Here is a 26313-nt window from a genome sequence, read left to right on the forward strand (position 1 = left end):
CAAAAAAACCAACGGTCATCCTTAAACGACCATTGGTTAAATTAATTATAAAAAATAGAAAGTGTTTTATCTCTTCATCACTTTACCGGTAAGGTTTCCCTTGACAGTTGTAATTTTTATAATATAGTGTCCTGTTGAAAGACCTTGCATTTGGATTTTGTTATCATTATTCTCAAATTTACCCTGTTTCACCAGTTGTCCTGCAGTAGAGTAGATTGCATAATTTTGTAAAGCGTTTTTAGTACTTACCAATACAAAATCCTGTGTTGGATTTGGGTAAAATGAGATTTGGCTATCTTCAATTTTGGTCTCAGCTGTACTTAGTGCGCTGCATGCAGTATTTGCAAGCTTTGCAAAGAAAAAATTACTTTTCTGAGATCCTGAAGCATTGCTGATTGTTGGAACCCCGTCATTGGGATCAACAAACAATTGTCCATTAATGAACCCTCCGAGCATAATATTTCCATCATTATCAGTTGCTATTGCTGTAAAGTGGTCTTCTGCTCCCGAACTTCCCAGTACTTCGTGAGTTCCTGTTATAGCACCTGTGTCTTTATTAAATTTTACAACCAAAGGGTCAGTACGCTCATTAACAGGTCTTACCATAGGAAAATTTCCCCATGTTTCGCGGATGCTTCCTTTTGCGAAAAGAACCTCATTTCCTTTAATCGTAATTGGCATTCTGGCATTTTCGACAGCAACTTGTGTAGAGCCATCAGATAAAGCTACTGGATTAGTGCACCATAGCACTGTACCCGAGATGTTAAGTTTTGCCACAAAACTAATACGTCCGGAAAGCGGAGTTGAAAAAGTGTAGCTTCCAAATGTTGCTGGTGTTGGAGCACCTTCAGAATATAGACCAGAAACATAAATATCACTTGTTACAGGATCTTTTTTTAAACCAAATATATTATCAGATGGCTGAGCAAATCCGTTATCAATTTCTTTTCTCCATAACTCTGCAAAGGTGGTACTGTTAAATGCCAATACAAATGCACTTTCGTTAATACCAATGTTATTATAAGAAAAAGCTGCGGTTGATCCTGTATTTATGGGGGATGTTCCACCAAGATAATATCGGCTGTTTACTTCGTCATAAATAAAATTCAGATAGCCAGAACTGAAGTTGGTAAAACCTTGGATAGGTAGTAACGAAGGAGTTCCTACAATATTTCCTAAAGCATTATACTTTATCAGAAAATATTGGAAGTTGTTATTGGTGTTATAAGTACTAGGTACTGTAATTAATCCTCCAAGATGCGAACCATTAGAAAATCCCACTATAATATGGATTATGCCCTGCGAATCAATGAGTGGAGTTCCCACATCTATGTAACTATTGAACAGAGAAACATCATCTTGAAACGCCTTTCTCCAAGCTAACTGACCGTCATCTGTATTGTATTTTAAAAGAAATCCGGTTTTCAGCGCTGCCTGAGGTTCACTAAAATTATTGGATATCATTGGCTGTATGTCACTGTCACCAAACCTTGGCGGTAAATTTCCGCTTCCCGGTGTTGCATTATTTGGCATGAAGGCACTTACATACAACCCCCCATTATTATCTAAAACAATTTTATGCGCTTGACCTCCAGTATTACCACTTCCTCCTATCGTTCTCGTCCATCTCACATTTCCCTGACAATCGGTAGAAAATATTATTAAGTTACGACCACCATAGTTTGTAACAGGTTGCCCGTCTAATAATGGTGTGGTATTAAATAAAGAGCTTAGATAGTAAGTATTATTCTGATTATCTACTGCAATATCTAATATCTGCTCATCAAACTTTTGATCAAACCCAACAGAATTTATTCCATTAAAAGCTCCTCCTGTTTTTGCCCATTGCCATTGGTAGGTTTGAGCTCTTAATACTGTAATATTTGTAATTATCAATATAAAAAGTGTGATTATTTTCTTCATAGGCTTTAGTATAGAATTAGTTAATAATGCTGTTTGATCATCTTAGAATTAATTCTTTTAGACGTTATTTCTTGATGACTTTACCGCTAAGATTTCCTCGATCGGTTGTGATGTTAATAATGTAATTTCCTGCTGCTAAACTCTGCATAGGAATTTTATTTTCACCAATTTCAAACTTACCTTTTTTCACCAACTGTCCTGCTAAAGAATATACAGAATAGCCTTGTAAAGTGTTTTTAGTGCTTACTATTACAAAATCCTGTGTTGGATTTGGGTAAAATGAGATTTGGCTGTCTTCAATTTGGGTCTCAGCTGTACTTAGTGCACTGCATGCAGTATTTGCCAGCTTTGCAAAGAAAAAATTAGTTTTCTGAGATCCTGAAGCATTGCTGATTGTCGGAACCCCGTCATTGGGATCAACAAACAATTGTCCATTAATGAACCCTCCGAGCATAATATTTCCATCGTTATCAGTCACAATAGCAGTGAAATGGTCTTCTGCTCCCGAACTTCCCAGTACTTCATGAGTTCCTGTCACAGCACCTGTATCTTTATTAAATTTTACAACCAAAGGGTCAGTACGCTCATTGACAGGTCTTACCATAGGGAAATTCCCCCATGTTTCACGGATGCTTCCTTTTGCGAAAAGAACTTCATTACCTTTAATCGTAATTGGCATTCTGGCATTTTCGATTGCTACCTGTGTAGAACCATCTGATAAAGCAGTGGGATAATTCGACCAGATAATATTACTTCCGGTATTGGACGTGCTAAGTTTCATAACATAACCGATTTGTCCTGTTAGAGGAGTTGAAAAAGTAAAATCACTTCCAAATGAGACAGTGTTGGTTGTTTTTCCAATTTTCCCAGAAATATAAATGTCGCTGGTTAAAGGATCTTTTTTTAATCCTAAAATAAAATTAGATCCAATGCTTGAATTAGTAGTGAATTCTCTTCTCCAAAGTTCATTGAAAGTTGTACTGCTAAAAGCAAGAAGGAAAGCAGAACCTGCAATTGGAACATTGTTGTATGAAAGAGCAGCACCATTACTACCTGTTCCTTCATAATTTCTAGATCCACCAAGATAATATCTGCCATTAGCTTCATCATACATGAAATTTAAATATCCACCTGTAAAGGTTGTTGAACCTTGCAATGGAACTAAAGAAGGGTTGCCAACAATGTTTCCGGAACTATCATACTTTACTATATAATATTGATAATTATTATTCGTATTATATGATGCGGGAACAGTAATTAATCCGCCTAAATGAGTTCCATTTGAAAATCCTAAAAGGAGATGCAAATATCCCTGCGAATCAATTACGGGTTCACTTAAATCAATGTAATTATTAAAGAATGTAACATCACCCTGAAAGTCTTTGCGCCACGTCAATTGACCGTCAGCTGTACTATATTTCAAAAGAAATCCTTGTCTTAATGCTGCCTGTGGTTCAAGGGGATTATTAGTGATTGTGGGTTGAATATTATTGTCACCAAATCTTGGCGGAAGAAAACCACTGCCAGGCGTGGCATTATTGGGCATGAAAACGCTTAAATACAGATTTCCATTATTATCTAAAACAATTTTTTGTGCTAAACCACCAGTATTACCACTTCCTCCTATCGTTCTCGTCCATCTTACATTTCCCTGACAATCGGTAGAAAATATTATTAAGTTACGACCACCATAGTTTGTAACAGGTTGCCCGTCTAATAATGGTGTGGTATTAAATAAGGAGCTTAGAAAGTAAGTATTGTTCTGATTATCTACTGCTATATCTAAAATATGTTCATCGGATGTATTATTAAATCCGACACTGCTTGACCCATTGGTGGCTCCACCGGTTTTTGCCCATTGGAAGGTGAAGGCTTGTGCATTAAAAAATATAACAGCCATTAGAGCTATCAGTATGTACATTTTACTTTTCATAGGATATTTTGTAAGATTCAATTATAGCAAAAACCAAAGTTGAATACAGATGGTCTTTTCTATGTCTTACAATATCGGAGTTGTCTGATCAAGGAGCAATAGGTAATTTTACCTGTTTTTTACTTTTAAATCCCGGTGAAAAAATCAGCAGAAAGGTAGAACAAGCTCATCTGTTGAAAATGAAATTTAGAATCAAAAAAAGAAAAATTTTGGACGTAGAAATTATTTTGAACTTTAAAAATACTACTCGAAATTTTCTTTGATGAGAAGATGAAGTTCCATAGCCAAAACCACCACGCCGAGAAAACTCCTGCAGCCTGTTTTTTTCAATAGTTTATCTTTATGAGAATCCACTGTGCGTATGCTAATGTTGAGTTTATCTGCGATGGCTTTGCTTGTCAGTTCCTGATAAGTCCAATAGATGATTTCCAGTTCTCTTTTAGAAAAATCTGCTTTCTCCTTATTATTTTCATAAGAAAGTTCTTTAGCATCGTTCAGTTTTAAAACTTCATCCTCTAAGCTCTTTTCATAGAGAAAGACTCCTTGTCTGTGTTCCTGAATTGCAGCAATGACTTCATCAGGATCTGCATCTTTTGTAAAGTAACCGCATACTCCCAAAAGCATGGCTTTTTTGAGGTATTGTTCTGCAAAAAGCTGCGAGAGAATAATAACGGGTATATCAGCAAATTTGTCTTTCAGGTGGGTAAGACATTGAATTCCGTTCATCACAGGCATCTGAATATCCAGTAAAATAAGATCTGGTTTTTTGTCCGAAGCAGTAAGCTGCTCCAAAAGATCTGCACCATTTGAAGCTTCGATCACTACCTTGATATCAGCAGTATCATGCAAAAAGCGGATGAAGCTTTTTCTGAAAATACGGTGGTCATCTGCGATGGCAATATTAATCTTCATGGTAAATCTGTATGGTGAAAATATTGCCATCAGAAGAAGTTTTCTGTTCTAAAGTACCATTGATACTTTCAATTCTGGACAATATGTTTTTCAGTCCGTTTCCTGAAGTTTGTTTCAATTCCTTATAAAAATCATAGTTTTTTCCATCATCATGGTATTCGATGTAATTTCCGTTTTTCCCGGAAGTAATAGTAACTCTAATATTTTTCGAAAATCCGTGTTGTGAACTGTTCGTGATCAGCTCCTGAAAAATCTGTAAAAGCTGGTAAGCTGTTTTCTGAGCAAAAAAAACTTCGCTTTCGCTATGTAGATAATATTTAAAATGATTTCTCATGCTGTTTCTACGGAGAAGATCTTCCAGGGAGGGGATAAAGCCGGAAGTGATCAAAGCAGGAGGCATTAGATTAAAACTTATTCTGCGGATTTCCTGCTGGGTATTTTTCAGTTCTTCGGCAGCTTCCGTAAGTATGGAAATCACTTCAGGATCTGTAATTTTCTTTTTCAGCAGACTGAAGTATATATGAATAGAGGACAGATTTCCTGAAACCGTATCGTGCAGATCTTCGGAAATTCTTTTCCTTTCTTCCTGCTCTTTATGTAAAACTGCCTTTAATAAAAGTGAAGATTGATGCTTTTTAATTTTAAACATTCTGTTTTGGTACAGCAATGCCAATGCAACAACACCGATAGAAAGGAAAGCCATAACTGCACTACCCATCCAGAAAAATAATTTTATTTGTGTGAAATTCTCCAAACGCCTACTATTAAAAATGATTTAAGTAAAAAGTTCGCTACTATGTTCAGAATCCAATAATCAATAAACTTATCAGCATCAAATTTTATTATAATGTCGCTTAAAAGAAACAACATAAATGTTGCTGCGTGATAAATGAATAAGCCTGAAATATAATAAAAGTCGGGTTCTTTCCAAAGACTTCTTACTTCCATTTTCAAAAACGTGTTCCAAAACCACAAAATGGTAAAAATGAAAACAAGAATGTTAAGCAAAAATAAAATTCCCTGCTGTTTAAAAAAAATGTTATTGTAGTTTAAAATATAAATGCTCCCCGCCGTAACCAAAAATGACACTAAAAATATAAGGGAAAGAAGTTGCTTTTTTGGAAAATTCAAACGGTAGAAATAGTAAAGTATTGTCAAGAACGCCATAATATCATAGGTAGAAAACCAGATGGCAGAGTCCTTTTCTAAAAACAGCGAGAAGACACCCTCATAAACAGCAGCAATTGCAGTGAGATAAATAAAAGGAGCAATAGGGCCCAACCTGAGTTTATTTATCAATGCCAACAATGCCGGCACTATCCCTAAAAACAAAATTATATAAAGTAGTAATTTAAACATTTTTTGTTAAACAAACCGAATTAAAATTGAAGAAGTTTAGATGGAAAATCAGTTTGGAAAATCAGTTATTCATTATTAAATGAATGGGCGACAAATTACAAGCTGATCAGTCTTCTTCTTCTTCTTCTTCTTCTTCTTCTTCTTCTTCTTCTTCTTCAGCATTTTCAAAAAAAAGAGAAAGCGTCACGATGTTTTCTTCGTTGACTTTATTCCATATTACAGCATTAACAGCTCCGAGTACAATTTTATCGTTTGAATTCATATGGTCTTCAAATAGTTGTTTCTCATCTTCCTGCATATAATCCTGAATCATAATATAATCTCCGACTTTTGGAATAAATTCAAAGTGCGATGCTGGAATATGAATTCCTAAATCTGCAAGGTAATCGGATGTGAATTGTACTTTCATAATGTAATTTTTGATATGCTAATATATTATAAATAATTCCAAAATAGTATGAGCAAACTGTCTAATTCAGTAAGAGATGCCAGTAGTTAATATTGTTACAGTATAAATCATGATAGTTTTAATAAGAAGTCATGTTTTCAGATTCTACATCGACTTTGAGGTATCCGATTACGTTGATTAAATTTCTAGCTGGGAAGTGTGAAGTCCAAAAATGATTCGGACAGGGAAGAAGCACGATTATTTAGACCATTTGGAAATAAAGTCTATTTTACTATGTTAAGAAAATACAGGATGTCTTTGACTAGAATCGTTTATCAGTATGAAAGACATTCATTCATTACTGCAAAGGCATCAAGAGATACTGCCTTCAAAATGATGGAATAGATTGTTTGCTTTCCAAGGAAGAAAAAGAATGTTGGATGGTATACCAGATAAATAAATTAAGGCTTTAGCAGCAAATAAAATCAGTCAGAAAGAATCATACTGCCAAATAAATATTTTAATTCGGCTCATCATTGTTGATTATTTGAGCCGAATAAATGAATTAACGGCTCAAAACATATTAGTAATAAACTTCCTCTAATGCGTGTATAAATTTATCCTTCTTATTAAAAATTATAATTTTTTATGGTCTGCATCAGTAAAAATCTACGAATTTTGATTCTGCAACTTTACGGTTGATGATATTCCTGCAATATTCTTATGAATGTAGGAGCCTGTGAAAATCCCGGTATTTTGTCATTTCCTGATCGGTTAAATAATCCTGCCATTTCCGTTTTTGCATTTGATAAGTTTGTTATCTAATGTTTTTATCTTTGAAAATAACTTCCAGAATTTTTCCACGCAGGCCCTATGGCTTCATGATGTCGTTCAATAATGTTTATTTTAAAGATTTGAAGATCAGATTGTGAAATGCAGGATGGGAAGCAGTATTCGGAGTATATAGTTCAATTTTATATTCCACCAATTTTTTAAATATCTCTTTTTTACAAATCATGTGCCGCCATAATGTTGCTGGACACTTTCGGAAAATATTGAAGATTGCCGAATTTGAGACTATTGGGATTTAGTTTTGGATAAGAAAGAATTTTTATTAAGTCCCCTGACATTTTAACAAATGTAACCTAATACGTCCGTAAATCATTTCGAGGCTTAGTCTGACGAAAAGTACTCTGGGAAAATCAAGGTTAATTTTAATAAGGATTGGATGAGACAGAATTATTTATCTGATCTTCAGTAGGTTTTTTTAAAACAAGAATTTCCTGGTTATGGTCTATTGTTATTAGATTGATTTTTTCAAATGCCTTTAACCAACGTTGCATGGGTAGCGCACCCCATTTTTTCCTGTAGCGTTGAGCATTCTCAATAATTGAATCAAAGTGGTTGAGGGGCGGATCATATTTATCATGGTATTGATGCAAAACAAAATCTTTTATGAAAATATGTTTAATTCCTTTTTTGTGAAATCCCATAGCAAAATCTGTATCCTCAGCCCCATACCCTATAAAAGATTCATCAAAACCTCCGGTTTTTTCGAAGGTCATCTTTTTGACAGCAAATATCAAAGACCAAAATTGCAAATGATCCACCACGGTATCTGAAGGTATATGCTCACGTGCAGGATGAGACACTGAACAGTTCAGCAAATCAGGATAGTTTTCATGTTCCGGCACAAAGGGCAGATACAGTGGGTATGCAGAAATAATTTTGTCATGATGCAAAGCATTTAATATATTTTCAAAAAGTGTCGGTGATACCATACAGTCCACATCAATGAAAATGATGTCTTCTGTCTCCGAAGACTTAAAACCCAAATTTCTGGCTGCTGCAAGAGGCAGAGGATGAGTGTTTAAAATGCGCTGTATATTTACGTATAATCCATTGGGGATTATGATATCGATAGGCTCATCAATACATACAATCTGAATGTCAACAGGTAAAATTGACGAATTCTTTATGGATTTAAGAAGATTAGTTAACTGTTTTCTTCTTCCTTTGACAATTGTTACAATACTAAATTCAGGCATACCAGTTTTTCATTTGTTGAGCGATCTCCCTTGGAGAGGATTGATTTATAAAGTTATTATGTGCGGGTTTAAATGTCTTTGCTAACATCAGCAAATCTCGCCATTGTTCTGCTGAAAAATCATCTTGTGCCAGTATTGCCAGTCCATTTTGGGCTAAAACATTTGCATGCACATTCTGTTCATCATAGGGTCTCGATTCAGGAAGCAGAATTATCCGTTTACCAAGAGATATGAGCTCTGCAACTGTATTCTGACCGGCTGCTGAAATTACTCTGTTTCCTGCAACAGCTTCATTGATATTTTTTACGAACCCCAGCTGACGGCAGTTTTTACCCAGTTTATATTCCCTTTTATTCCCGATAATGATAAATTTTGTATTCAAATCTTCGGTAATGTTTTGAAGGATTTTTTGATCATAGTTTTCGTAACCCAACAGGATTGTAACCACATCATCATCAAAGCTGTCAATCTGCTTTACACTTATTCCGGAAAATTTTGATAAATATCCGCCATAGTATGTTTTTGATCCGTATTTATAGTTTTCCTGTTCCAGAAATGAGGGGAAATGTGCTATGATATGATCGGCCAGTTCATGAGCAAAAACCTGCGTAGGATCATTCATGACATTTCCGGGCAGATGAACTAAAACGACTGAAAGACCCATACTTCTGGCCATTATTGCAAGTTCAGGAACACCATCGCAGTACAGTGCAACGGGCTTATAATTTAAAACAGCATCTGCAAACGCTTTCGCACGGATAGCAGGTTCCAATGCATAAGGAGTTACTTCAAAAGCTTTTGAAAATGTATGTTCCGGAATGTCATAATGCTCCGGGTATTTTGCAGGCAGTTCCAATATATCCATCTCAAAATGTGAATTAAGGTATTCACTTATTTCCTTGTTTGTAGTTACTGCCACGACTTTGAAATAGAGCGATAATTCCGGGTATAATATATTAAAAGTTGCACGATGCCCATTTCCATGGGCATGAACAAAATAAAAAATTGTTGGCTTCCCCATTATATTATTTGATAATAATCTATTTTACTAATAATCTGTTATAAAGATTCACATAGTTTTCTGTCGTTTTCTTCACATCAAAATGTGTTGCAAATTCCCTGCAGGCTTTTGAATCTGATTTTTGAACCAGATCCAAAGGACTGATCAAGTCCTGCCACCTACCGGAATCAACTGCTATCGAAACATTACTGTTACGCAGTTCAGGAGGTATAGCGGTACTGAACCCTACGACTGGCAGACCGCTGGCAAGCATTTCAACCGTGCTCAAACCAAAAGGTTCTTCCCAGTGAGCGGTGGCTAGGTAGACAGAAGCACCCGCAGCAATTTCACTGATTCGCTTTTGGTTGACATGAGAAATGTATTCAATATTTTCATTTAGATATGGCTTGACCTGATCACGGAAATACTCATCATTAAAAACCGGACCTATAATTTTGAGTTTTTTGTTAAGATGATCTGCCAGCTCTATGGCGGCTTTCACATTTTTTTCTTTTGCAATACGTCCGCTCCATAACAGATATCCGTGCCGGTTCGGGTTTTTCTGTTCCCATTTATCAAGTGGTATTCCATTTAAAATTACCTCTACATCCTTTTCAAAAAATGGCTGCCAATGCTTACGCATTCTCTGCGAAATAGCTACAGGAACAACTGGTGCATGTTTAATGAAAAACTGATACATCAATGCAAACTTTTCTGTAGGTGGCAGATGCAATGTTAATACCCCTGGAATATTAAAGAGTGCACAGACAGAGTAAATCTCAGGTATGAACGAATTATAATGGATAACATCGTATTTACTTACATCCATCATGCCCAATTGAAGCGTCTGATAATGCTGCTGACCAAGCCATTCAGGACATGCCCTGTAGGAGTCGTCTTTCATGCATAGCGGGCTTTCAATGAATTCTATGATCTGGAAAAGATTTTTCTCATCGGCATCTTTAGCGATTACATCAACTGTATGGCCGAGACGAACGAGTTCGTTTGCATGTTCAACAACAAATGCTTCTGTACCGCCATTATAAGGTTCACGGAGAGAGATAAACGGTCCCGCAACAATCAGTATCTTCATATCAATTCTTCAAAAAATTTTATATAACGCCCAGCCATTGTTTGCAGACAAAATGATTCTGCATGATGCCTGACTTTTTTACTGTCGAGTACTATTGCAGCCTCAATAGCTTTTGTCAGGGATTTTATATTTTTCTGTTCGGCTACAGTACCACTTTCGGCAGTTACCAGTTCTCGGAAGGCTCCACGGTCAAAACCTGCAACCGGTACTCCGGAAGACATTGCTTCAATAGTGGTAAGACCAAAAGGTTCCTCCCAGCGGACAGCACTTACTACAGCAGCTGCGCCTTTCATATGCTTTTGGATTTCAGATTGGTTTAAATGTCCGAGATATTTGATGCTCTGTGTCATTCGGTTTCTGATATGCTCTTCAAAATAGATCTTATCGTCTACTGAACCGGCAAATCTCAATGGCATCTTTAATTCCTGGGCTGCATCCATTACAATGTCGAGGCCTTTGGCATGAACTATTCTTCCAAACCAAAACAGATACTCTGCCTTTTCACGCACAAGGGCCCATTTTTCATTGTTCACGCCGTTATGGATGACTGTAGAAGGTTTGTTCATATAAGGTTGCCACGACTTTTCAAATGACTTCGATGGAAAAACGAAATGGAGATTTTCTGATGATGAGCATATAACTGCGGCAGCTTTTAATTTGCTTATTGGTGGTGTGTGAAGAGTCGTGACAACAGGAATGGATGCATTAACGCCCCATATAATTGGAAGTTCGTGTGTAGAATTATTATGGACAACATCAAAATTATTTTTTTCAATATCCTTCAAAATGGTCAGGTACTCATCATTTTCATAAATTTCAAAGTGCTCACTTTCCCGATGATTTTTGCCATAAAATCCTTTGATGTTGAGCCTTGGATCGCTGTCTTTGTGAGCATACAGTGTAACATTATGACCGAGACGCATATATTCTTTACACAATGAATGGGTAAAAGCTTCTAAGCCTCCTCTGAAAGGTTCGGCTATTGGAAGTCTGGTTTTGGCTATTACAGCAATTTTCATAATTAAGTTGAGGGAAAAAGTTATTTTTTTGTGGCTAGTTTCCAAGAGATGTTGTTACGTCAACGCATTGTACTTTCAATAACGTTATTATTCAGTAATATTTTTTCATATAAGCTCAGGTATTCTGAGGTCATTTTTTGTATAGTCATACCAGCTGCAAAATTTCTGCATGTAATGGGGCTTAGTGAAAGGCTTTTTTTAACTAAAGGAACTAAATCCTGCCATTGCAGAGACGAAGTCGTTAACACGCAATTATTTTGCCAGTCTTTTGGTACAGCTGTGGTAAAACCTACCACGGGAACGCCACTTGCGAGCATTTCCAAAGCAGCCAGTCCAAATGGCTCCTGCCAGGTTGCCGTCGCAAGATACGCTATCGCATTCTTAGAAAGGTCGCTAAGTTCAGACTGTGTGACGTGACCTACATATTCAATTTGACTGCTGAGATTTGGCAGTACCTGTTCATCAAAGTATTTTTGATTGACAATTCTTCCTGCTATTATGAGTGGCAATTGCATTTGCTTGGCAACTGAGATTGCTGCTGTCACATTTTTTTCTTCCGTAATCCTGGCTGACCAAAGTAAGTATTTTGGTCTATGCATTTCTGTAATTGGCCAAAGATCGATATTAATGCCATTACCAATGACAGGAATATCTGTTGAAAGTGCCAGATCCCACTGCGCCTTTATGCGGTTTGATATTGCTATAAATTTAAAGCTGCCTGTTTTTAGAAGTTTTTTGTAGACGGATATCCTTTCCGAATCGGGGGGAGAGTGCAGGGTAAGAAACATCGTTTTCTTAAAATCTAATCCTGCAGTCAGTAAATGAGGATAAAACATATTAAAATGGATCACATCATACGATTCAAGATTCAGGTTTTTAAATTGATTTACTTCATTTATCTGTGTAACATCGGTAGAATCATCTGGACAATAATTTTTAAAAGGGTTTATCAGTTTGAATTTAAAACCTGCATCCGAATCTTTAGCTACAATGTCAACATTGTGACCTTCGTTGGTGAGCTCCTTGGCAAAGGAAACTATAAATGCTTCGATTCCACTATTGTAGGGCTCTTTAAGTGATATTCCGGGACCTGATACAAGTAAAATATTCATATAATTTTTTAATGGTTGTGGAGATAAGATTTGTGAAATAAAGTTTAAGACTTTTATGTATAATTATGTTGTCATGACCTTAAAACAAATAGAATGCTAAAATCTTACAGTAAGTTCAGTCATTGAATTTTATTTCACTCTATGAATCAATATTTACAGCTTAATCATATAATTTATGTTAACTTAACGTAAGATATACCACAAAAATATTTTTAGAAACAATTATTTGTACATTTGCTCATCACCATTAATCATCAAAAGTCTTCAATTCTTACAGATACAAATCTTCTCCAAAATCCTTAATCGTTTTACTTTTAAAAATTTTATTCCATACGGTATAAAATTTTAAAGTTTTAACCTGTTTAAGTTTTTTATCAGACAATACTGTCATTTTAAAACTCTAAAATTAACTTATATCTTATATGAGAAAAAATTTACTCATTGCACCAATTTTTTTTATTTTATCAAGCAGCCATTTTTTTGCGCAGCAGACAACAGTGTCAGATACGATTTCAACTTCAAATATTGATGAAGTCGTTATTACCGCCCTCGGACTAAAAGGTGAACGCGATAAGTTTGCCTCGTCCGCCAGCACCGTTAAAGGCCCTGCAGTTGCGCAGTCTGGTGAAACCGGTATTTTGACGGGGCTTAGTGCCAAGGCGTCCGGTGTTTTGATCACAAGAAATGGTGGTGACCCGGGTGCCGGAGCGTACATTCAGATCAGAGGTCAGAATACCATCAATGGAAATGCCCAGCCGCTGTTTATTATTGATGGGATGCCGGTTAGCAATTCAAGTGATAAAACAGGCTCGTCCCTGAGCAATGGGATTGTGCAACAATCAAGAATTAACGATCTTAACCCAAATGATATTGAACGCGTAGAAGTTTTAAAAGGAGCTTCGGCAGCGGCTTTGTGGGGCACCAGAGCCGCAAATGGTGTAATTATTATTACCACGAAAAAAGGGAAGAATACATCAGGTAAGATCAATATTTCGTTAAAATCTACTGTTTCTTTTGACAGAGTTAATAAGATGCACCCTCTGCAGACAACTTACGGGCAGGGTTCTAACGGGCTTTATATTCAGGGAGACAGATTGAGTTTCGGAGATTTGATAGCCGCACGTCCCGGGGGATCAGATTTTTATATTACAGATCCTTCAAATCCGCTATACCAGGGATACGTAACTTTTGCCGATGGTACGGTACGTTATGCAATTGCGCCGGGAACTGCAGACAGAAAAAATGGTGGTAAGAATTCACGGGAAGTTTTTGATCACAGTAAGGATGCCTTTAGAACAGGGCACTTTATTGAAAACAATTTAACGGTCGATGGTGGCAACGAAAAGTCAAATTTTCTTCTTGGCTTTTCTAATTTAAATCAGGAAGGAGTCATTAAATCTTTCAGCGATTACGACCGTCAGACCGCCCGCCTGAATGCGTCGCAAAAATTTAATGATTGGTTTAAGGCGAGTGCCAACGTTAATTATATCAAAAGTTCATCTTCCAGAGTTCAGGAGGGTGACAACGTAGATGGACTTTTGCTCAGCAGTTTGAGAACGTCACCTGATTTCGACAATGCCCGGTATGAAGGGACTTATACTGATCCTACAGGTCAGATTTTTCCTAATGCTCATGTTTCTTACCGAAACCCTTTGGGCATTGACAAGAAAACTACATACGCAAATCCTTTCTGGAATATCGTTAATAACAAAAATACAAGTAAGGTTGACCGTATTTTAGGTACGATGCAGATCGATATTACCCCTCTGAAATGGCTGAGTGCAACTGCTCGGGTAGGTATAGATAATTTTACTGATAAAAGAGTGGAAAGATTTGCGAAAAATTCGGCCAACTTTGCAGATGGCTACTTATCAATAGGTTCTATTGCTGAAAAACAGTTTAATACAGATCTTTTTGTTATTGCCAAACATACTGTTAGTGAAAATATTAAAAGTTCATATCTCTTTGGATTTAACTACAACAGTCGCAGAAATGAATCTGTCCTCAATACAATAACCAATCTGATTATTGCTGATGGGCCTGATATTTTGGATAATGCTCTTAATTCCAATTTGAAAGCAAATAACAATTATTCCTTACTTAGAACTTATGCATTTTATAGCCAGATCGATGTGGAAGCATATAATATGCTTTTTTTAACTTTAACTGGAAGAAGTGAAAGTGCTTCCACTTTTGGAACCGAAACAAGTAACAGTTTTTTCTTTCCTTCTGCAGCACTAGCGTGGCAATTCAGCAATCTTGATTTTTTGAAGGATCGAAGCATTTTCAGCTTCGGGAAATTAAGAATGACCTGGGGACAAGTTGGAATTCAGCCTCAACCCTACCAGAATTTCACGGTTTTCAACCCTGCCAATTTCAGCGATCCTTTCACTAACGGAGTCTCTTCTGTGAGTAGTCTGTACAGTGGAGGCTACGTTCGAAACCTGAGAGAGGGGAATCAGTTTCTGAGACCGGAAATCAAAACTGAATATGAGGTTGGAACAGATTTGCGCTTTTTTCAAAACCGTTTCAGCTTTTCCGCAACAGCTTACTATAACAAAACAAAAGATGTTATTTTACAGCTAAATGTACCGGCATCTACCGGATATGCACTTAAAAACAGCAATGCAGCTGTTTTGGAGAATAAAGGATTGGAGCTTGATGTGAATGGAGATATTTTAAGACTGGGAAATTTCCGGTGGAATATTTCCGGAAATTTTTCGACGAATAAGAATAAAGTGGTATCACTGTCCGGTGTTACTGCGCAGGTTCTGTCGGATAGTTTTATTCAGAATTCATCGCTGATCCCTGGGCAACCTTTTGGAGTGTTTTTATCAACCGACTTTCTAAAGGACGGTGCGGGAAATTACATCCTCGATGCCAACGGTTTTCCTCAGCCTGGAACTTCTACAGAAGTTATCGGTGATCCTAATGCTGACTGGCGTGCAGGATTGGGAAGTACATTTTCTTACAAAGATTTTAGTCTTTATGTATTGTTTGACCGGGTTCAGGGAAACGATGTTTTTAACGGAACGAGAGGTTCACTCTATGCTTTTGGTACTCACGGTGATCAGGGAAATACTGTCATTGTTCCTGCCGGCGGATTACGCGATGTGAATGGTAATCTTCTAGCAGCTGGCACTTCTTATCAGGGACAGATTTACGATTTCGGAGCTGGTCCGGTTGCTCTTAATCAGGCCTGGTACCGTGGAAGAGGTACAGCATCCACTACAGCATCCTATAAACAATTCGTGGAAGATGGAAGTGCAACACGACTGCGTGAAATTACATTCAATTACACACTGAAAAGCGACAAGCTTAAAAAGAAACTGAAATTATCAAGTATCAATTTTAGTGTAACAGGCAGAAATTTAATATTATGGACAAAATATACTGGTATTGATCCGGAGTCCAATGTATCAGGGGCAGGACTTTCCCGCGGACAGGACTGGTTTACAAACCCCAATACAAAATCTCTGCTGGCCTCAATTCTTATTAATTACTAAATATCCACTATGAAAAATATTATTAAAATAAACTTATTTTCTTTACTATTGGCCGGACTTCTCACCACCGGATGCAGCCACCTTTTTGATGAGACCGATATTCAAAACAATCCTAATGCCCCAACAGACGTCAATGTAAGAACATTGCTATCAGGAACACTTTTAGGAATGTGTGCATTGCACGAAGATACTGATGTCAGAATTGCTTCCATGTGGTCGCGTGAAGTGAGCGGTATTGCGAGAGCACATTTCGGTTATGGACAGTATATCGTATCATCAACCAATTTTAGCTGGCGAAACCTTTATCCTGTTGCCGGACAGGCAAGATTAATCCAACAAAAAGCGGATGAACTAGGAGACAGGAAAATTAAAGGAGTAGGTCAGGTGATTGAAGCCTTGCTCATCACAAAAGCAACTTCACTTTACGGCGATGTTCCATACAGTCAGGCATTTGATATTAAAAATTTCCCAAATCCTGTCTATGACCCTCAGCTTGAGGTATATCAACGTTTACAGAATACACTTGATGATGCTATTCTGAATTTGTCTTCCACTGCAGGAAATGCATTTGGCAGTCAGGATTTTATTTATAAAGGCGATGTAAGTAAATGGAGAAGGGCAGCATATACCTTGAAAGCAAGATTATATCTTCATACAGGAAAATATCAGGAGGCAGTGACAGCCGCAAAACAGGGAATATCCGATACTGCGGGCGATGCATTGGTACCACATGGCAAAAGTCAGGGAATTGATACCAATCAGAATTACGATTTTTTCAATGTGAAATTTGTCGGAGATGTTGCCTTTAACGGCTCATACTTACCTGTTCTGATGAACTCCAGAATTAATTCGGTTAATACGAAGACCAATGAAACTGCTTTGTTAAAGCATTTTGCTAAACAGGGTATAACAGGCGCCGGAAACTTAGACCCGAATACTGCTGACGGCGCTTTCACGATTGATGCTCCACATCCGATTATCACTTTCTACGAAAACCAACTGATTTTAGCAGAAGCTTCTGCAAGAATTGGAAATGAAACTGAATCAATCAGCGCATTAAATTCTGTGAGGGCATCGCTGAACTCAGGATACTTTAACGGAAAGATTTTTCCTGCGGCAGGAAGGCTTTACGAAAATTATACCCCTTCTGATTTTAGCCCCGCAGGTTTGGCGAATCCCAAAAATTTCGCATCCTCCCAAACAGCACTTTTGTACGAAATTATCAGTCAGCGGTATATTGTCTTTCTGATGCAGTATGAGTCTTTTAATGATTACAGACGTCTGTCTAAAGCTTTACCGGTTGTGGAATTGCCCATTCCTCTTTCTGTCGGAAATCAAAAGCCACAACGTTTCATTTATCCTGAGACTGAAATCAACACCAATATCAATACACCAAAACCGGCACCTAACCAATTTGTGAAAACAGCTATTTTCAATTAGGAAAATTTGCCTTATTTATTAGAAGATTAATTTTATGAATATACCTGCATTGTCTACAAGTGCTTTCTTGAGATATTTTAATTTCATTGTTCTTTATTTTGTTGAAGGTTTGCCACAGGGTATGATTTTTATCGGCATTCCGGCTTGGCTGGCTACAGAAGGGAAAAGTGTGAGTGAGATCGGTTCATTTGCCGTGGCATGTTCCTTACCATGGACTTTTAAATTTGTTGTTGCACCTTTGATGGATCGATATACTTATTTGCCTATGGGAAGAAAAAGACCTTGGGTTTTGTTAAGTCATTTGGGACTGATCCTAAGTTTGATCGGTATTGCATTCGTGCCCGATCCGCTGAATAATTTACAGACACTGAATATTGCAGCATTTATACTCTCATCATGTGGCGCCATTCAGGATGCAGCAGGAGATGCAATGGCGGTTGATGTAATTCCTGATGATCAGCAGGCCAGGGCAAACGGATATATGCAGGGATCACGAATGCTTGGAAGTTCTTTGGCGCTGGTTTTAGGAAGTTGGGCTTTAAATCAATATAGCTTCAAAATTGCCATGCTATTAATTTGTGTATTGGTAATTATTCTCACTTTTGTGCCCTTGTTATTAAGGGAAAAACAAGGCGAAAAAATCCTGCCTTTTACCTACGGGAAGTCATCTCCTGCATCTGCTGAAATGCAGATATCCAGCTGGCCGGTCATTTTAAAAGCCTTGTTTGAGGTATTCAGTTTACGAAACTCCATATTAGTGGTTCTTCTTGTATTTATTACTCAGGGTGCGTACAATTTCTTTGAACATCTACTTCCCATTTTTACCGTGAAAAATACTGGATGGACGAATGTCAACTACAGTCAGATATTTGCTACAGCAGATATTATCGGAGGTGTCGGTGGAATCGTTTTGGGTGGTTTTCTTATTGAAAAGTTTGGAAAAAAGACAATGATTAATATTTACTTTGGAGTCATTGCGGGTCTTACTCTCACACTTATCTTTATCAAGACCTTATGGAGCAATACAATGTTTATGGATGGCTTTATTATTACATACAGGCTTTTCAACGCGTTTGCAAAGATCGGAGTATTTGCTATTGCCATGCAATGCTGCTCCAGAAATGTTTCAGCGAGCCAATTTACTTTGTATATGACTTTTGGAGCAACAGGATCTATTGCCGGTGCCGCTCTGATAGGACCAATCAAGGATAATTTCAGCTGGGAAATTTCCTTTCTGTTTTTTGTCGGATTTCTTGCTGTAGCATGGTTTATTCTTAAAATTCTAAACATCGATCAGCAAATTGGAAAAATTAATGATCTGGAGAAAAAGCATTCGGAAAAAGAACTGTTGAAAACAGGATAAGTTATATAAAGCTTTATTACTACTGAGCAAGATTTGACGATCTGAGATTAAATAATTGATATTGAGTGGATTGAATTACAGTTTGGGATTCTGTAGAGGAACAACAGTTTTTCGAGATAGAAGATGTTTCAAAAGTTTATCATTAATTTTTCCTGCAGGGTTTTATCAAAAAAAGCTGCGCCGAAAAGACGCAGCTACCAACTAAAAACTAAAGCTTATCTATTATAAACTTTATTTCACTCAATAAGTCGACCAGCCACCCAAATACATTAATCTGACATGTGCAGGTAATCGGTCAAGCCTATCTCAATGATTTATATTATTTCCAATAGCTCCACGTACTTCCGTCGTATACAGCGAGCATTCCGGAATCTGTATCATAAACCATTGTCCCTGCAATAGAACCCTTCAAAGAAGCCTGAGGGTTGCTTACTTTGGGAAGTACTAATGCCCTTGTCGTTGATTCAAGAACCAACACACCGGACTTTAAGCTCGAATCCTTTCCAATTATCATACCATTATTTCCCGAAAAATCTCCGCCTGCATTTGAGAAACTGTGTAGTTTTCCCTGAACACTGTTTTGAGTTAAATTGGTCCAGTTGTCAATGGTATTATTTTTTTCTTCCTTGACCTTCACAGATTTATCTGTAGCATCGAATATAAATGTACCTCCTGCAGCCAGGGCAGAAGTGTTAACCTGTGGCAGAATTATTCCTTTCGGTTCACTTCCAAATTCAAGAAGTACACTGCTGTTGGAAAGTGTTGTTGTTCCTATCCCTATTTGTGCATGTAAGCTATGTGATGCAAGTGTGATCAGAATTAACTGCGTAGTGTATAATATCTTTTTCATAATTTTTCTATTTAAAATTTATTCTTCATTACATCCCCTCACGATACAGTTCCATCCGACACGTGATTTATCAACTCCGGGACTGCTTCCTCTGAACATCTGCACGCACTTCAAATCTGTATTGTAGATTATCATTCCTTCAACTGCAGAAAGGGCGTTTCTCTGAGCTGTAGTCATGTGAGTAATAACCAGACCTTTGGAATCTGAATCCAAAACCAAGTGACCGTTCGGAACATTGGTTGGCCATTTGTCAACAGATATTGCCCGCTTTGTTAATATTCCCATTTTTGCAAAACCTGTTGGTGTACCACTCAAGCCAGGTTTCACACAAGGCAGTCTGTAGAGTCCGAAATTTTTATTCTGAACCGGAGAATCTGATATTTGCACGTTTACGCTGTTAGACAACGTTCCCTCGCTGTTCCCTACAATCTCATATCCTGACGGAATGCTTAAAGTAACGGTGTAATTTCCTCCCAGTACATTCTGAAAAGAGTAAAAGCCATTAGAGTCGCTCACTGTTGTGGCTACAGTGTTTCCGTTGCTGTTCTTTAAACTGAGCGTAACATTGGAGAAGGGTAGACCATTTGGAACTCCACCGTTATTATCTTTAAAAACAGTGCCGCTGACCGGCATACGAAGACTGATCGAATTTTTGTTGTAAGCAGTAAAAGAGAGGTCACTCTGACCAGAAAATATCTGTGTGAATTTTGAAACCTGACTTGCATTTGAAGCTGTAATTCCCAGATCAGACCAGTCAAGAGCCAGTATCCTTACGTCTCTGGTGTTGTTGCTGTCATTAGGTCCAACGGTAGTATTGTAGGTAATCGGTGAAGCACTTGCATTGTAAAATTTCCACCTGAATAATCCGAGACTTGTGACCGTTGACAAATCCACACTGAATTCAGTTCCAACAACGGCTCCGGCGCTGTTTCTGAACGAATAGCGGTCCTGAACATTGCTTATCTGGCCCATCTGTGTGATGAGAAGATCAGGAATTCCGTCACCGATGGATGAAACGTTAATGTCCTGGATCTGATAATTTATCTCTGCACTTGAAGGAAAATTAAAAATGGCGGTTCCAATATCCAAACCGTTATTTCCGTCGGTTAAGTATTGTGAAAGAGGTTGAGATACCGGTATAGGGCTGACGTCTCCGTCACCTCCAAAAGCTCTTCCGACACCGATAAATGTACTGCCTCCGGGTGCAGGGTTCGACGTTATAGGTAATGCAGCATAGTTTCCAGCTGTAAAGACGATTCCCTTTGAAGTCAGCAAATTGTTGTTCACACCTGTGGAATATACTGTATTTCCAATTTTGAAAGCCAGTAAATTATGGCTGTTGTTCGGAATTAATTGATTATTGGTGTTGCTTTCCCAATACCCGTTAAAATCTGTATAAATCTTCGATGGAACAGATTGGGCAAAAGCAGTAAGGGGCATTAATGATAATAATAAGCGAATGTATGATGCTTTCATATAAGTATGTAAGAGATTAGATCAGCATATCATGCAGACCGGAATTGTTTTCGCTTAAGTTTTTAGTTGTAAAGTTCAGAAATTCATAAATCATTCATCATGCTCAGTCAGCAGATCACACGATAGAGGAGATATGTCTCTATCTGTGATATCAGGACAGTCTTAAGTATGATGGGTGATAAAGAATGAAAATGTTTTTTTAGCAGATGCGTGAATATAAGTAACTGAATTTCAGGTAGGACAATAGAAGATCCTGGTGTGAGATTTTAAGTTCACTCTGAAAGTAGAAGCTGATGGTGAATTATCAGCTGTTTTGATAACTCCGTACTTAGTGGCACAGAGTATAGTAGTAACTTTATTAGTAACCATTTTTTTTTTTTTTTTTTTTTATGTGTATGTGTGTTTTCCTTAAAGGAAGTGGCAAAAGTAGTGTATTAACAGCAGATTTTCAGTACAATTCTTTTTTTTAACATAATTATTTCACTGATAAAAGATGCATACCACATGGTTTCCAATGCTATAATGTGGTACTTGATGTTGTTTTTAGTTCATTGTTATGGGAAATGTAAGTTCTTTTAATTTTCCAGGTGAAAGATGAAATTAAACTTTAAGCGTCATTGTAATCTTCCCCACAAACCGTATCATTTAAAAATATAGTTTTTAGATTTGGAAGACAATAAAAACAGTAAATTACAGAAGTTCAGATTATTAAGAATCTAGCTGAACAAAATCAAGGAAGAACAGTTAATGAGATTTGCCGTGAGCACGGCGTCAGCCAACCTAAATTCTACGATACGGGATAAGCACTCGGAATGCGTATAGACTTTTTACCATAAACACTTCCGTATTTTATTACAAAATGAATATCATTGGTGATTTTAACCGGGAAATCCTGGACATTACGAGTGACACCAGCCTTGCTTCTGCAAAAGAGGTTCCACAGTTGGAACAATTGGTTGAATGGCGTGGAAAACCCGAAAAATTCGTGTTGACAACTGCCCTCAGTTTATTGCAGGAAAATTGAAAGGATGGTGCGGAAAAACGGAATTGCATCGAGGAATCTCATTATAACCAGCCATCCAGATAATTTGGTGAAGAGCAATATGGAAATTATATTAGTTTACTTGTTGTTATTTATTACTCTTAACACCATGCTTAGTACCGAATGGTTTTCATTAAAATGTCGGACTATATGTTTACAATCAGAAATGTAATTTCATAAAATGAAATATGACTACAAGACAATTATAAAGAACCCTTCTTAAGACATAAATTTTTATCAATCAAATTATACCTAATTTTTTGTAAAGTATTTTTAGCTCATCCATTGTTTTCTGTCCTGTACCTTTGACCTTGCTTAAATCATCGATTCGGTATGGTTTCCGCTTTAAATCTGCAACCGTAAGCAACTCAAAACACGCATCCCATTTCAGACCCTGGTGATCCTGTACTTTCTCAGCATAGATATAATATTCCCTGAACAGTTTCTTAAACTTTAACGGAATATCAAACTCAGAAAGGAATTTAGAATCGGCTAGTGCTGCAGCTTTTTTTTTTCAGTCTTTATCTGATCCCTGTAACTCTGTACAGTTTCCAAAGCTTTCAAATATTCTTCCCGTGTAATCATATTATAAATTTATAAAGTTTTTTGAATTGATAATAGTGGCAGACTATGATTTTTGCCAGCACTGATAATATAATTTATTGGCTAATGGACAAATTGTATAGAGGAATTATATACTGAAAAAATCCGCTGACAGCATGCAAGTACTTGATCTGTGAGCAGCGGATAGTCTGAAAAATCTACATTTTGCAAATTTTCAAATTTTGTATTCCACTTATCAAATTGTTTCTTCCAGCTCTTTATCTGTTTCGGATGATCATATTCAGGATCTATAAGGTGATTTAAGCTGTCTTCATAAGGATTTTCACTAAAGAGATTAAACAGGCAGGCAAATAAATAGGTTTTTTTCCATCATTTCTTCTGTCAAGGCAAAAGTGTGAATCGTTATTTTGGAGTTTCCGTTGATTTTCTGATAGAGTTGAACCACCTTATTACTAATCCTAGAATTATCTCCCCGAACATATCGACTGGAACATCATGAGCAAGCTCAATCTAACAAAGGAAAAACTTAAGCAAACTTTTTAAGAAAATCCGGTTTAATACCGATTCGCTGGGTTCCATCTTCATTTTAATTACAATTCGGTGGAAGTTGGAAAAAGTGGTGCAACACATAAGAAAGTGACTAAATAATTTGCCGGTTATGCAGACTCTTGATAGCTGGCAAATCAGTAGTAGTGTCAGATTCTTATTATAAAAACGTTTTTATATAATCAATACCTATAGTCCACGAAATTCCTTTGTAACGGTTATTTTCCAAATTATTATGTTGTGTCGAAAACATCGAATACATATATTGACCTTGTTGAAATTTTGCGTACAATTCATTTTCTCCCGCAGGATTATCTGCTCTTTGTTTCCTGATATATTCTGCAAAATCCTCTAAAGTTGCGATCTGATGTAATTTGAATTCCTGTCCGGTAATTTCTTTCACATCATCAAAAATCATATTTGGGCTGATCTGGAAACCTGCAATCTGCAGGTCTCGGGGAGCAGAATCATCCAATGCAATTTCTGCCGTGAAGGATGCTGTGTTATCCATTGTTGTGAAATCCAATTTCCAATCCGCTTTATCTCCCCAGTATCCAATACTTTTATCTTTCAAATTCAGAATAGGCGTATTGTATTTCAAAATGTCGGCAAAACAACCATTAAAAACTGATGAAGCCCGGATAGGGGATTGATCAATATATTTTTTAAAAGTTCTTCTTAAATCGAAATTTCTGTTTTCGCCTTCAGGTAAGTTATTGTAATCAGTACAGAAATCAGAAGGGATAAATCTTGGTACACCAGCTTTAATTGCTCCGTCTAAAATCCTTTTTTGCAGATCAATAATGACATCTCCCAGTCCTGCGACTGCGGAAATGACACAGTCGGCATCGGCGCATTCTGCAGCTATGGCATTCACATCATTTAAATCAATGATCGAAACTTCAGCACCCAATTCTTTAAGTATTTCTATTTTATCTGTATCAGTTGAATCCCGCACGATTGCTTTGACTGTAGCGCCGCGTTTTACTAATTCTCTGCAAATTCTGTTTCCTAAATTGCCCGTTGCGCCTGCAACTAAAATTGTTTTTTCCATAAATTTTTTTTTACGATGCTAAAAATGGTAATACGATATCAAGCACTTCCTGTGGTTTTTCTTCAAATAAATAATGTCCGCTGTCAAGAATCCCGATGACCTGAAGGTTGGCAGCAACAAAAGGCAATCCGTAATTCATATAATTATAACTGATGTAACTTCCAATTCCTAAAACTGGCATCGTTAATTGCTGATAATGTCTGGAATCCTCAATATCCTGCTGAAAAGCCTGATACCACGCGTTGGATGCCCGTATGCTTTCTTTGTCATTATAAGCTGCCGCATACACCGCTCTTTCAAGTCCGGTCATTTTGTTTTCGTCAATCATCACATAATTAAAAAGCCATTCCTGCAGCAAATGAAACCTGCCTTCCAGCAATTGCTCTGGCAAACCCTTTACCTGATTGAATCCCATCCACCATGCATAAGGCATATTGCCATCCATTTTTTCACTGAAAGTTCCTGGAGACGGTATTAATGGCATTTGGTACATTCCTTCACCTGGATGTGAGCCATCCAGAACGACTAGTTTTTCTGTGGATTCAGGGAAATTAAAAGCAAAACTCATCGCAACCATTCCGCCAATATCATGTCCCATCAAACTAACTTTCTCAATACCTAACTGTAATACAAGCTGATGAATATCTGTCGCCATTGTTTTTTTATCATATCCGGATTCGGGTTTTTCCGAAGTTCCCATTCCTCTCAGATCAATGATAATGACGCGGTATATTTTTGCCAATTGCATCGCAACGGGTTGAAATGAATACCAGGTCTGTGGCCATCCTGGAAGACAAATTAATGGTTTACCGGTTCCTCCCTCAACATAGTGTAGTTTAATACCGTTGACGGTAATGTATCTATTTTTAAAGCCCGTAAGATTTTTGATCAATTCTGTATCAGAATATTGATCAGAGATATCATTTGAATTTTCGTTCATATCAATTTTAATTTGATACAAAGATAAATGGTCTTATTGCGGGCAAAACTACCATCTGGTAGTAAATCATTTATTTAATATTTTTTCGTATTCGGCTCAAAGCATTGGGCGTGATGCCTAAGACGCCTGCCAATTGTTTGACAGGGATTTTTTGCAGAATCTCCGGTGTATTGACGAACTCCAGATACCGTTCTTCAGCAGTAAGTGTTTGAAAATTCAAAATCTGATCTATCATTCTGACAGTCGTTTCCTCCCAGATTTTCCTGCCGAACTCATGCCATACAGGAATATGACCATACAGGAAATCCATATCTTTTTTATCAATTACAATCAGCTCTGTATCTTCGACAGCAATGATATTAAACCTTGTTGGTTTTTGCGGATTGAGGCTCGATATTTCTGTCAAAAACTCATTTTTAAAAACGACCCAGGTTGTATTTTCACTGGTCAGGCCTTCATAAAAGAAACGCAGACCCCCGGAAATAATAAAAAAATACTGATTGGCAATCTGTCCTTTTTTCAAGACTAGTTTCCCTTTCGGAACCGACTTTTTTCTGCATCTCGACAGTACAATTTTCAATTCGGTTTCATCAATACTAATCGTCTTTTTTATAAATCTTTCGAAGCTTTCCATTAATAGGTTACATATTTTATTCTTTTTAAAACTTTGCTTTTAATATATTTCAAGGACATCCAAACAATGAATCTGACTCAATTAAAGGCTTAGCTAATATACAACATACCA

At 37.1% G+C, this 26313-nt stretch carries 21 protein-coding genes; 5 read left to right on the forward strand and 16 right to left on the reverse strand.

Annotation, left to right across the window (positions count from 1 at the left end; all coding sequences use genetic code 11):
* Nucleotides 1-66: 66 nt before the first annotated feature.
* From NG809_RS17580 to NG809_RS17630, 11 genes are all read right to left on the reverse strand, one after another.
* A complete protein-coding gene (locus NG809_RS17580) occupies nt 67-1923 on the reverse strand; it encodes a T9SS type A sorting domain-containing protein (RefSeq protein WP_262152636.1) in 1857 nt (618 codons plus the stop codon).
* Between the two features lie 64 nt (nt 1924-1987).
* Nucleotides 1988-3844 carry a T9SS type A sorting domain-containing protein gene (locus tag NG809_RS17585; protein WP_262152637.1) on the reverse strand — a complete coding sequence of 619 codons (1857 nt, stop codon included), beginning with the start codon at nt 3842-3844 and terminating at the stop codon, nt 1988-1990.
* 255 nt (nt 3845-4099) lie between these two features.
* Nucleotides 4100-4798 (reverse strand): response regulator transcription factor, encoded by a 699-nt coding sequence (locus tag NG809_RS17590; protein ID WP_262152638.1) that lies wholly within the window; start codon nt 4796-4798, stop codon nt 4100-4102.
* A complete protein-coding gene (locus NG809_RS17595; RefSeq protein ID WP_262152640.1) occupies nt 4758-5486 on the reverse strand; it encodes a sensor histidine kinase in 729 nt (242 codons plus the stop codon). Before NG809_RS17595 ends, NG809_RS17590 begins: the two co-directional genes overlap by 41 nt.
* A gap of 14 nt (nt 5487-5500) precedes the next feature.
* The gene (locus tag NG809_RS17600; RefSeq protein ID WP_262152641.1) at nt 5501-6127 is read right to left on the reverse strand and encodes a hypothetical protein; all 627 of its coding nucleotides are present in this window, start codon (nt 6125-6127) and stop codon (nt 5501-5503) included.
* Between the two features lie 106 nt (nt 6128-6233).
* Nucleotides 6234-6536, reverse strand: coding sequence for a hypothetical protein (locus NG809_RS17605; RefSeq protein WP_262152642.1), 303 nt, complete (start codon nt 6534-6536; stop codon nt 6234-6236).
* Between the two features lie 1193 nt (nt 6537-7729).
* On the reverse strand, nt 7730-8563 hold the full coding sequence (locus NG809_RS17610) for a glycosyltransferase family 2 protein (protein WP_262152643.1): 834 nt from the start codon (nt 8561-8563) through the stop codon (nt 7730-7732).
* On the reverse strand, nt 8556-9584 hold the full coding sequence (locus tag NG809_RS17615; RefSeq protein WP_262152644.1) for a glycosyltransferase: 1029 nt from the start codon (nt 9582-9584) through the stop codon (nt 8556-8558). The genes NG809_RS17610 and NG809_RS17615 overlap by 8 nt, the downstream gene beginning before the upstream one ends.
* 19 nt (nt 9585-9603) lie before the next feature.
* Nucleotides 9604-10656, reverse strand: a complete 1053-nt coding sequence (locus NG809_RS17620; RefSeq protein WP_262152645.1) for a glycosyltransferase — start codon at nt 10654-10656, stop codon at nt 9604-9606.
* The gene (locus NG809_RS17625) at nt 10653-11675 is read right to left on the reverse strand and encodes a glycosyltransferase (RefSeq protein WP_262152646.1); all 1023 of its coding nucleotides are present in this window, start codon (nt 11673-11675) and stop codon (nt 10653-10655) included. Before NG809_RS17625 ends, NG809_RS17620 begins: the two co-directional genes overlap by 4 nt.
* A 59-nt stretch (nt 11676-11734) precedes the next feature.
* On the reverse strand, nt 11735-12787 hold the full coding sequence (locus NG809_RS17630) for a glycosyltransferase (protein WP_262152647.1): 1053 nt from the start codon (nt 12785-12787) through the stop codon (nt 11735-11737).
* Nucleotides 12788-13209: 422 nt separating this feature from the next.
* On the opposite strand from NG809_RS17630, the gene NG809_RS17635 reads away from it, so the two are divergent.
* Genes NG809_RS17635 through NG809_RS17645 form a run of 3 tightly spaced genes read left to right on the forward strand, consistent with a single transcriptional unit; the run spans nt 13210 to nt 19096 of the window.
* Complete coding sequence (locus tag NG809_RS17635; RefSeq protein WP_262152649.1) at nt 13210-16293, forward strand: SusC/RagA family TonB-linked outer membrane protein; 3084 nt, start codon at nt 13210-13212, stop codon at nt 16291-16293.
* 9 nt (nt 16294-16302) lie between these two features.
* Nucleotides 16303-17733 carry a SusD/RagB family nutrient-binding outer membrane lipoprotein gene (locus NG809_RS17640; RefSeq protein WP_262152650.1) on the forward strand — a complete coding sequence of 477 codons (1431 nt, stop codon included), beginning with the start codon at nt 16303-16305 and terminating at the stop codon, nt 17731-17733.
* A 34-nt stretch (nt 17734-17767) separates the two neighbouring features.
* Entirely contained in the window at nt 17768-19096 is a 1329-nt protein-coding gene (locus NG809_RS17645; RefSeq protein ID WP_262152651.1) for an MFS transporter, read from the forward strand.
* 319 nt (nt 19097-19415) lie between these two features.
* On the opposite strand, the gene NG809_RS17650 is transcribed toward NG809_RS17645, so the two are convergent.
* A complete protein-coding gene (locus NG809_RS17650) occupies nt 19416-19946 on the reverse strand; it encodes a hypothetical protein (protein WP_262152652.1) in 531 nt (176 codons plus the stop codon).
* Between the two features lie 18 nt (nt 19947-19964).
* Nucleotides 19965-21422, reverse strand: a complete 1458-nt coding sequence (locus tag NG809_RS17655) for an SdrD B-like domain-containing protein (RefSeq protein WP_262152653.1) — start codon at nt 21420-21422, stop codon at nt 19965-19967.
* 704 nt (nt 21423-22126) lie between these two features.
* Here NG809_RS17655 and NG809_RS18445 point away from each other — a divergent pair.
* Nucleotides 22127-22225, forward strand: a complete 99-nt coding sequence (locus tag NG809_RS18445) for a hypothetical protein (RefSeq protein WP_396124951.1) — start codon at nt 22127-22129, stop codon at nt 22223-22225.
* A gap of 56 nt (nt 22226-22281) precedes the next feature.
* Nucleotides 22282-22446, forward strand: coding sequence for a hypothetical protein (locus NG809_RS17660; RefSeq protein ID WP_262152654.1), 165 nt, complete (start codon nt 22282-22284; stop codon nt 22444-22446).
* A 1288-nt stretch (nt 22447-23734) separates the two neighbouring features.
* On the opposite strand, the gene NG809_RS17665 is transcribed toward NG809_RS17660, so the two are convergent.
* From NG809_RS17665 to NG809_RS17675, 3 genes are all read right to left on the reverse strand, one after another.
* On the reverse strand, nt 23735-24628 hold the full coding sequence (locus NG809_RS17665) for an NmrA family NAD(P)-binding protein (RefSeq protein ID WP_262152655.1): 894 nt from the start codon (nt 24626-24628) through the stop codon (nt 23735-23737).
* 10 nt (nt 24629-24638) lie between these two features.
* Nucleotides 24639-25568 (reverse strand): alpha/beta fold hydrolase, encoded by a 930-nt coding sequence (locus tag NG809_RS17670; protein ID WP_262152656.1) that lies wholly within the window; start codon nt 25566-25568, stop codon nt 24639-24641.
* Nucleotides 25569-25638: 70 nt separating this feature from the next.
* Nucleotides 25639-26202 (reverse strand): Crp/Fnr family transcriptional regulator, encoded by a 564-nt coding sequence (locus tag NG809_RS17675; protein WP_262152657.1) that lies wholly within the window; start codon nt 26200-26202, stop codon nt 25639-25641.
* Nucleotides 26203-26313 lie beyond the last annotated feature (111 nt).

Origin of the sequence: Chryseobacterium foetidum (assembly GCF_025457425.1) — a bacterium.
GTDB lineage: Bacteria > Bacteroidota > Bacteroidia > Flavobacteriales > Weeksellaceae > Chryseobacterium > Chryseobacterium foetidum.

Coding starts and splice junctions, on each gene's coding strand:
- NG809_RS17580 (WP_262152636.1), bottom strand. CDS start 1,923: ATGAAGAAAATAATCACACTTTTTATATTGATAATTACAAATATTACA.
- NG809_RS17585 (WP_262152637.1), bottom strand. CDS start 3,844: ATGTACATACTGATAGCTCTAATGGCTGTTATATTTTTTAATGCACAA.
- NG809_RS17590 (WP_262152638.1), bottom strand. CDS start 4,798: ATGGCAATATTTTCACCATACAGATTTACCATGAAGATTAATATTGCC.
- NG809_RS17595 (WP_262152640.1), bottom strand. CDS start 5,486: ATGGGTAGTGCAGTTATGGCTTTCCTTTCTATCGGTGTTGTTGCATTG.
- NG809_RS17600 (WP_262152641.1), bottom strand. CDS start 6,127: ATGTTTAAATTACTACTTTATATAATTTTGTTTTTAGGGATAGTGCCG.
- NG809_RS17605 (WP_262152642.1), bottom strand. CDS start 6,536: ATGAAAGTACAATTCACATCCGATTACCTTGCAGATTTAGGAATTCAT.
- NG809_RS17610 (WP_262152643.1), bottom strand. CDS start 8,563: ATGCCTGAATTTAGTATTGTAACAATTGTCAAAGGAAGAAGAAAACAG.
- NG809_RS17615 (WP_262152644.1), bottom strand. CDS start 9,584: ATGGGGAAGCCAACAATTTTTTATTTTGTTCATGCCCATGGAAATGGG.
- NG809_RS17620 (WP_262152645.1), bottom strand. CDS start 10,656: ATGAAGATACTGATTGTTGCGGGACCGTTTATCTCTCTCCGTGAACCT.
- NG809_RS17625 (WP_262152646.1), bottom strand. CDS start 11,675: ATGAAAATTGCTGTAATAGCCAAAACCAGACTTCCAATAGCCGAACCT.
- NG809_RS17630 (WP_262152647.1), bottom strand. CDS start 12,787: ATGAATATTTTACTTGTATCAGGTCCCGGAATATCACTTAAAGAGCCC.
- NG809_RS17635 (WP_262152649.1), top strand. CDS start 13,210: ATGAGAAAAAATTTACTCATTGCACCAATTTTTTTTATTTTATCAAGC.
- NG809_RS17640 (WP_262152650.1), top strand. CDS start 16,303: ATGAAAAATATTATTAAAATAAACTTATTTTCTTTACTATTGGCCGGA.
- NG809_RS17645 (WP_262152651.1), top strand. CDS start 17,768: ATGAATATACCTGCATTGTCTACAAGTGCTTTCTTGAGATATTTTAAT.
- NG809_RS17650 (WP_262152652.1), bottom strand. CDS start 19,946: ATGAAAAAGATATTATACACTACGCAGTTAATTCTGATCACACTTGCA.
- NG809_RS17655 (WP_262152653.1), bottom strand. CDS start 21,422: ATGAAAGCATCATACATTCGCTTATTATTATCATTAATGCCCCTTACT.
- NG809_RS17660 (WP_262152654.1), top strand. CDS start 22,282: ATGAATATCATTGGTGATTTTAACCGGGAAATCCTGGACATTACGAGT.
- NG809_RS17665 (WP_262152655.1), bottom strand. CDS start 24,628: ATGGAAAAAACAATTTTAGTTGCAGGCGCAACGGGCAATTTAGGAAAC.
- NG809_RS17670 (WP_262152656.1), bottom strand. CDS start 25,568: ATGAACGAAAATTCAAATGATATCTCTGATCAATATTCTGATACAGAA.
- NG809_RS17675 (WP_262152657.1), bottom strand. CDS start 26,202: ATGGAAAGCTTCGAAAGATTTATAAAAAAGACGATTAGTATTGATGAA.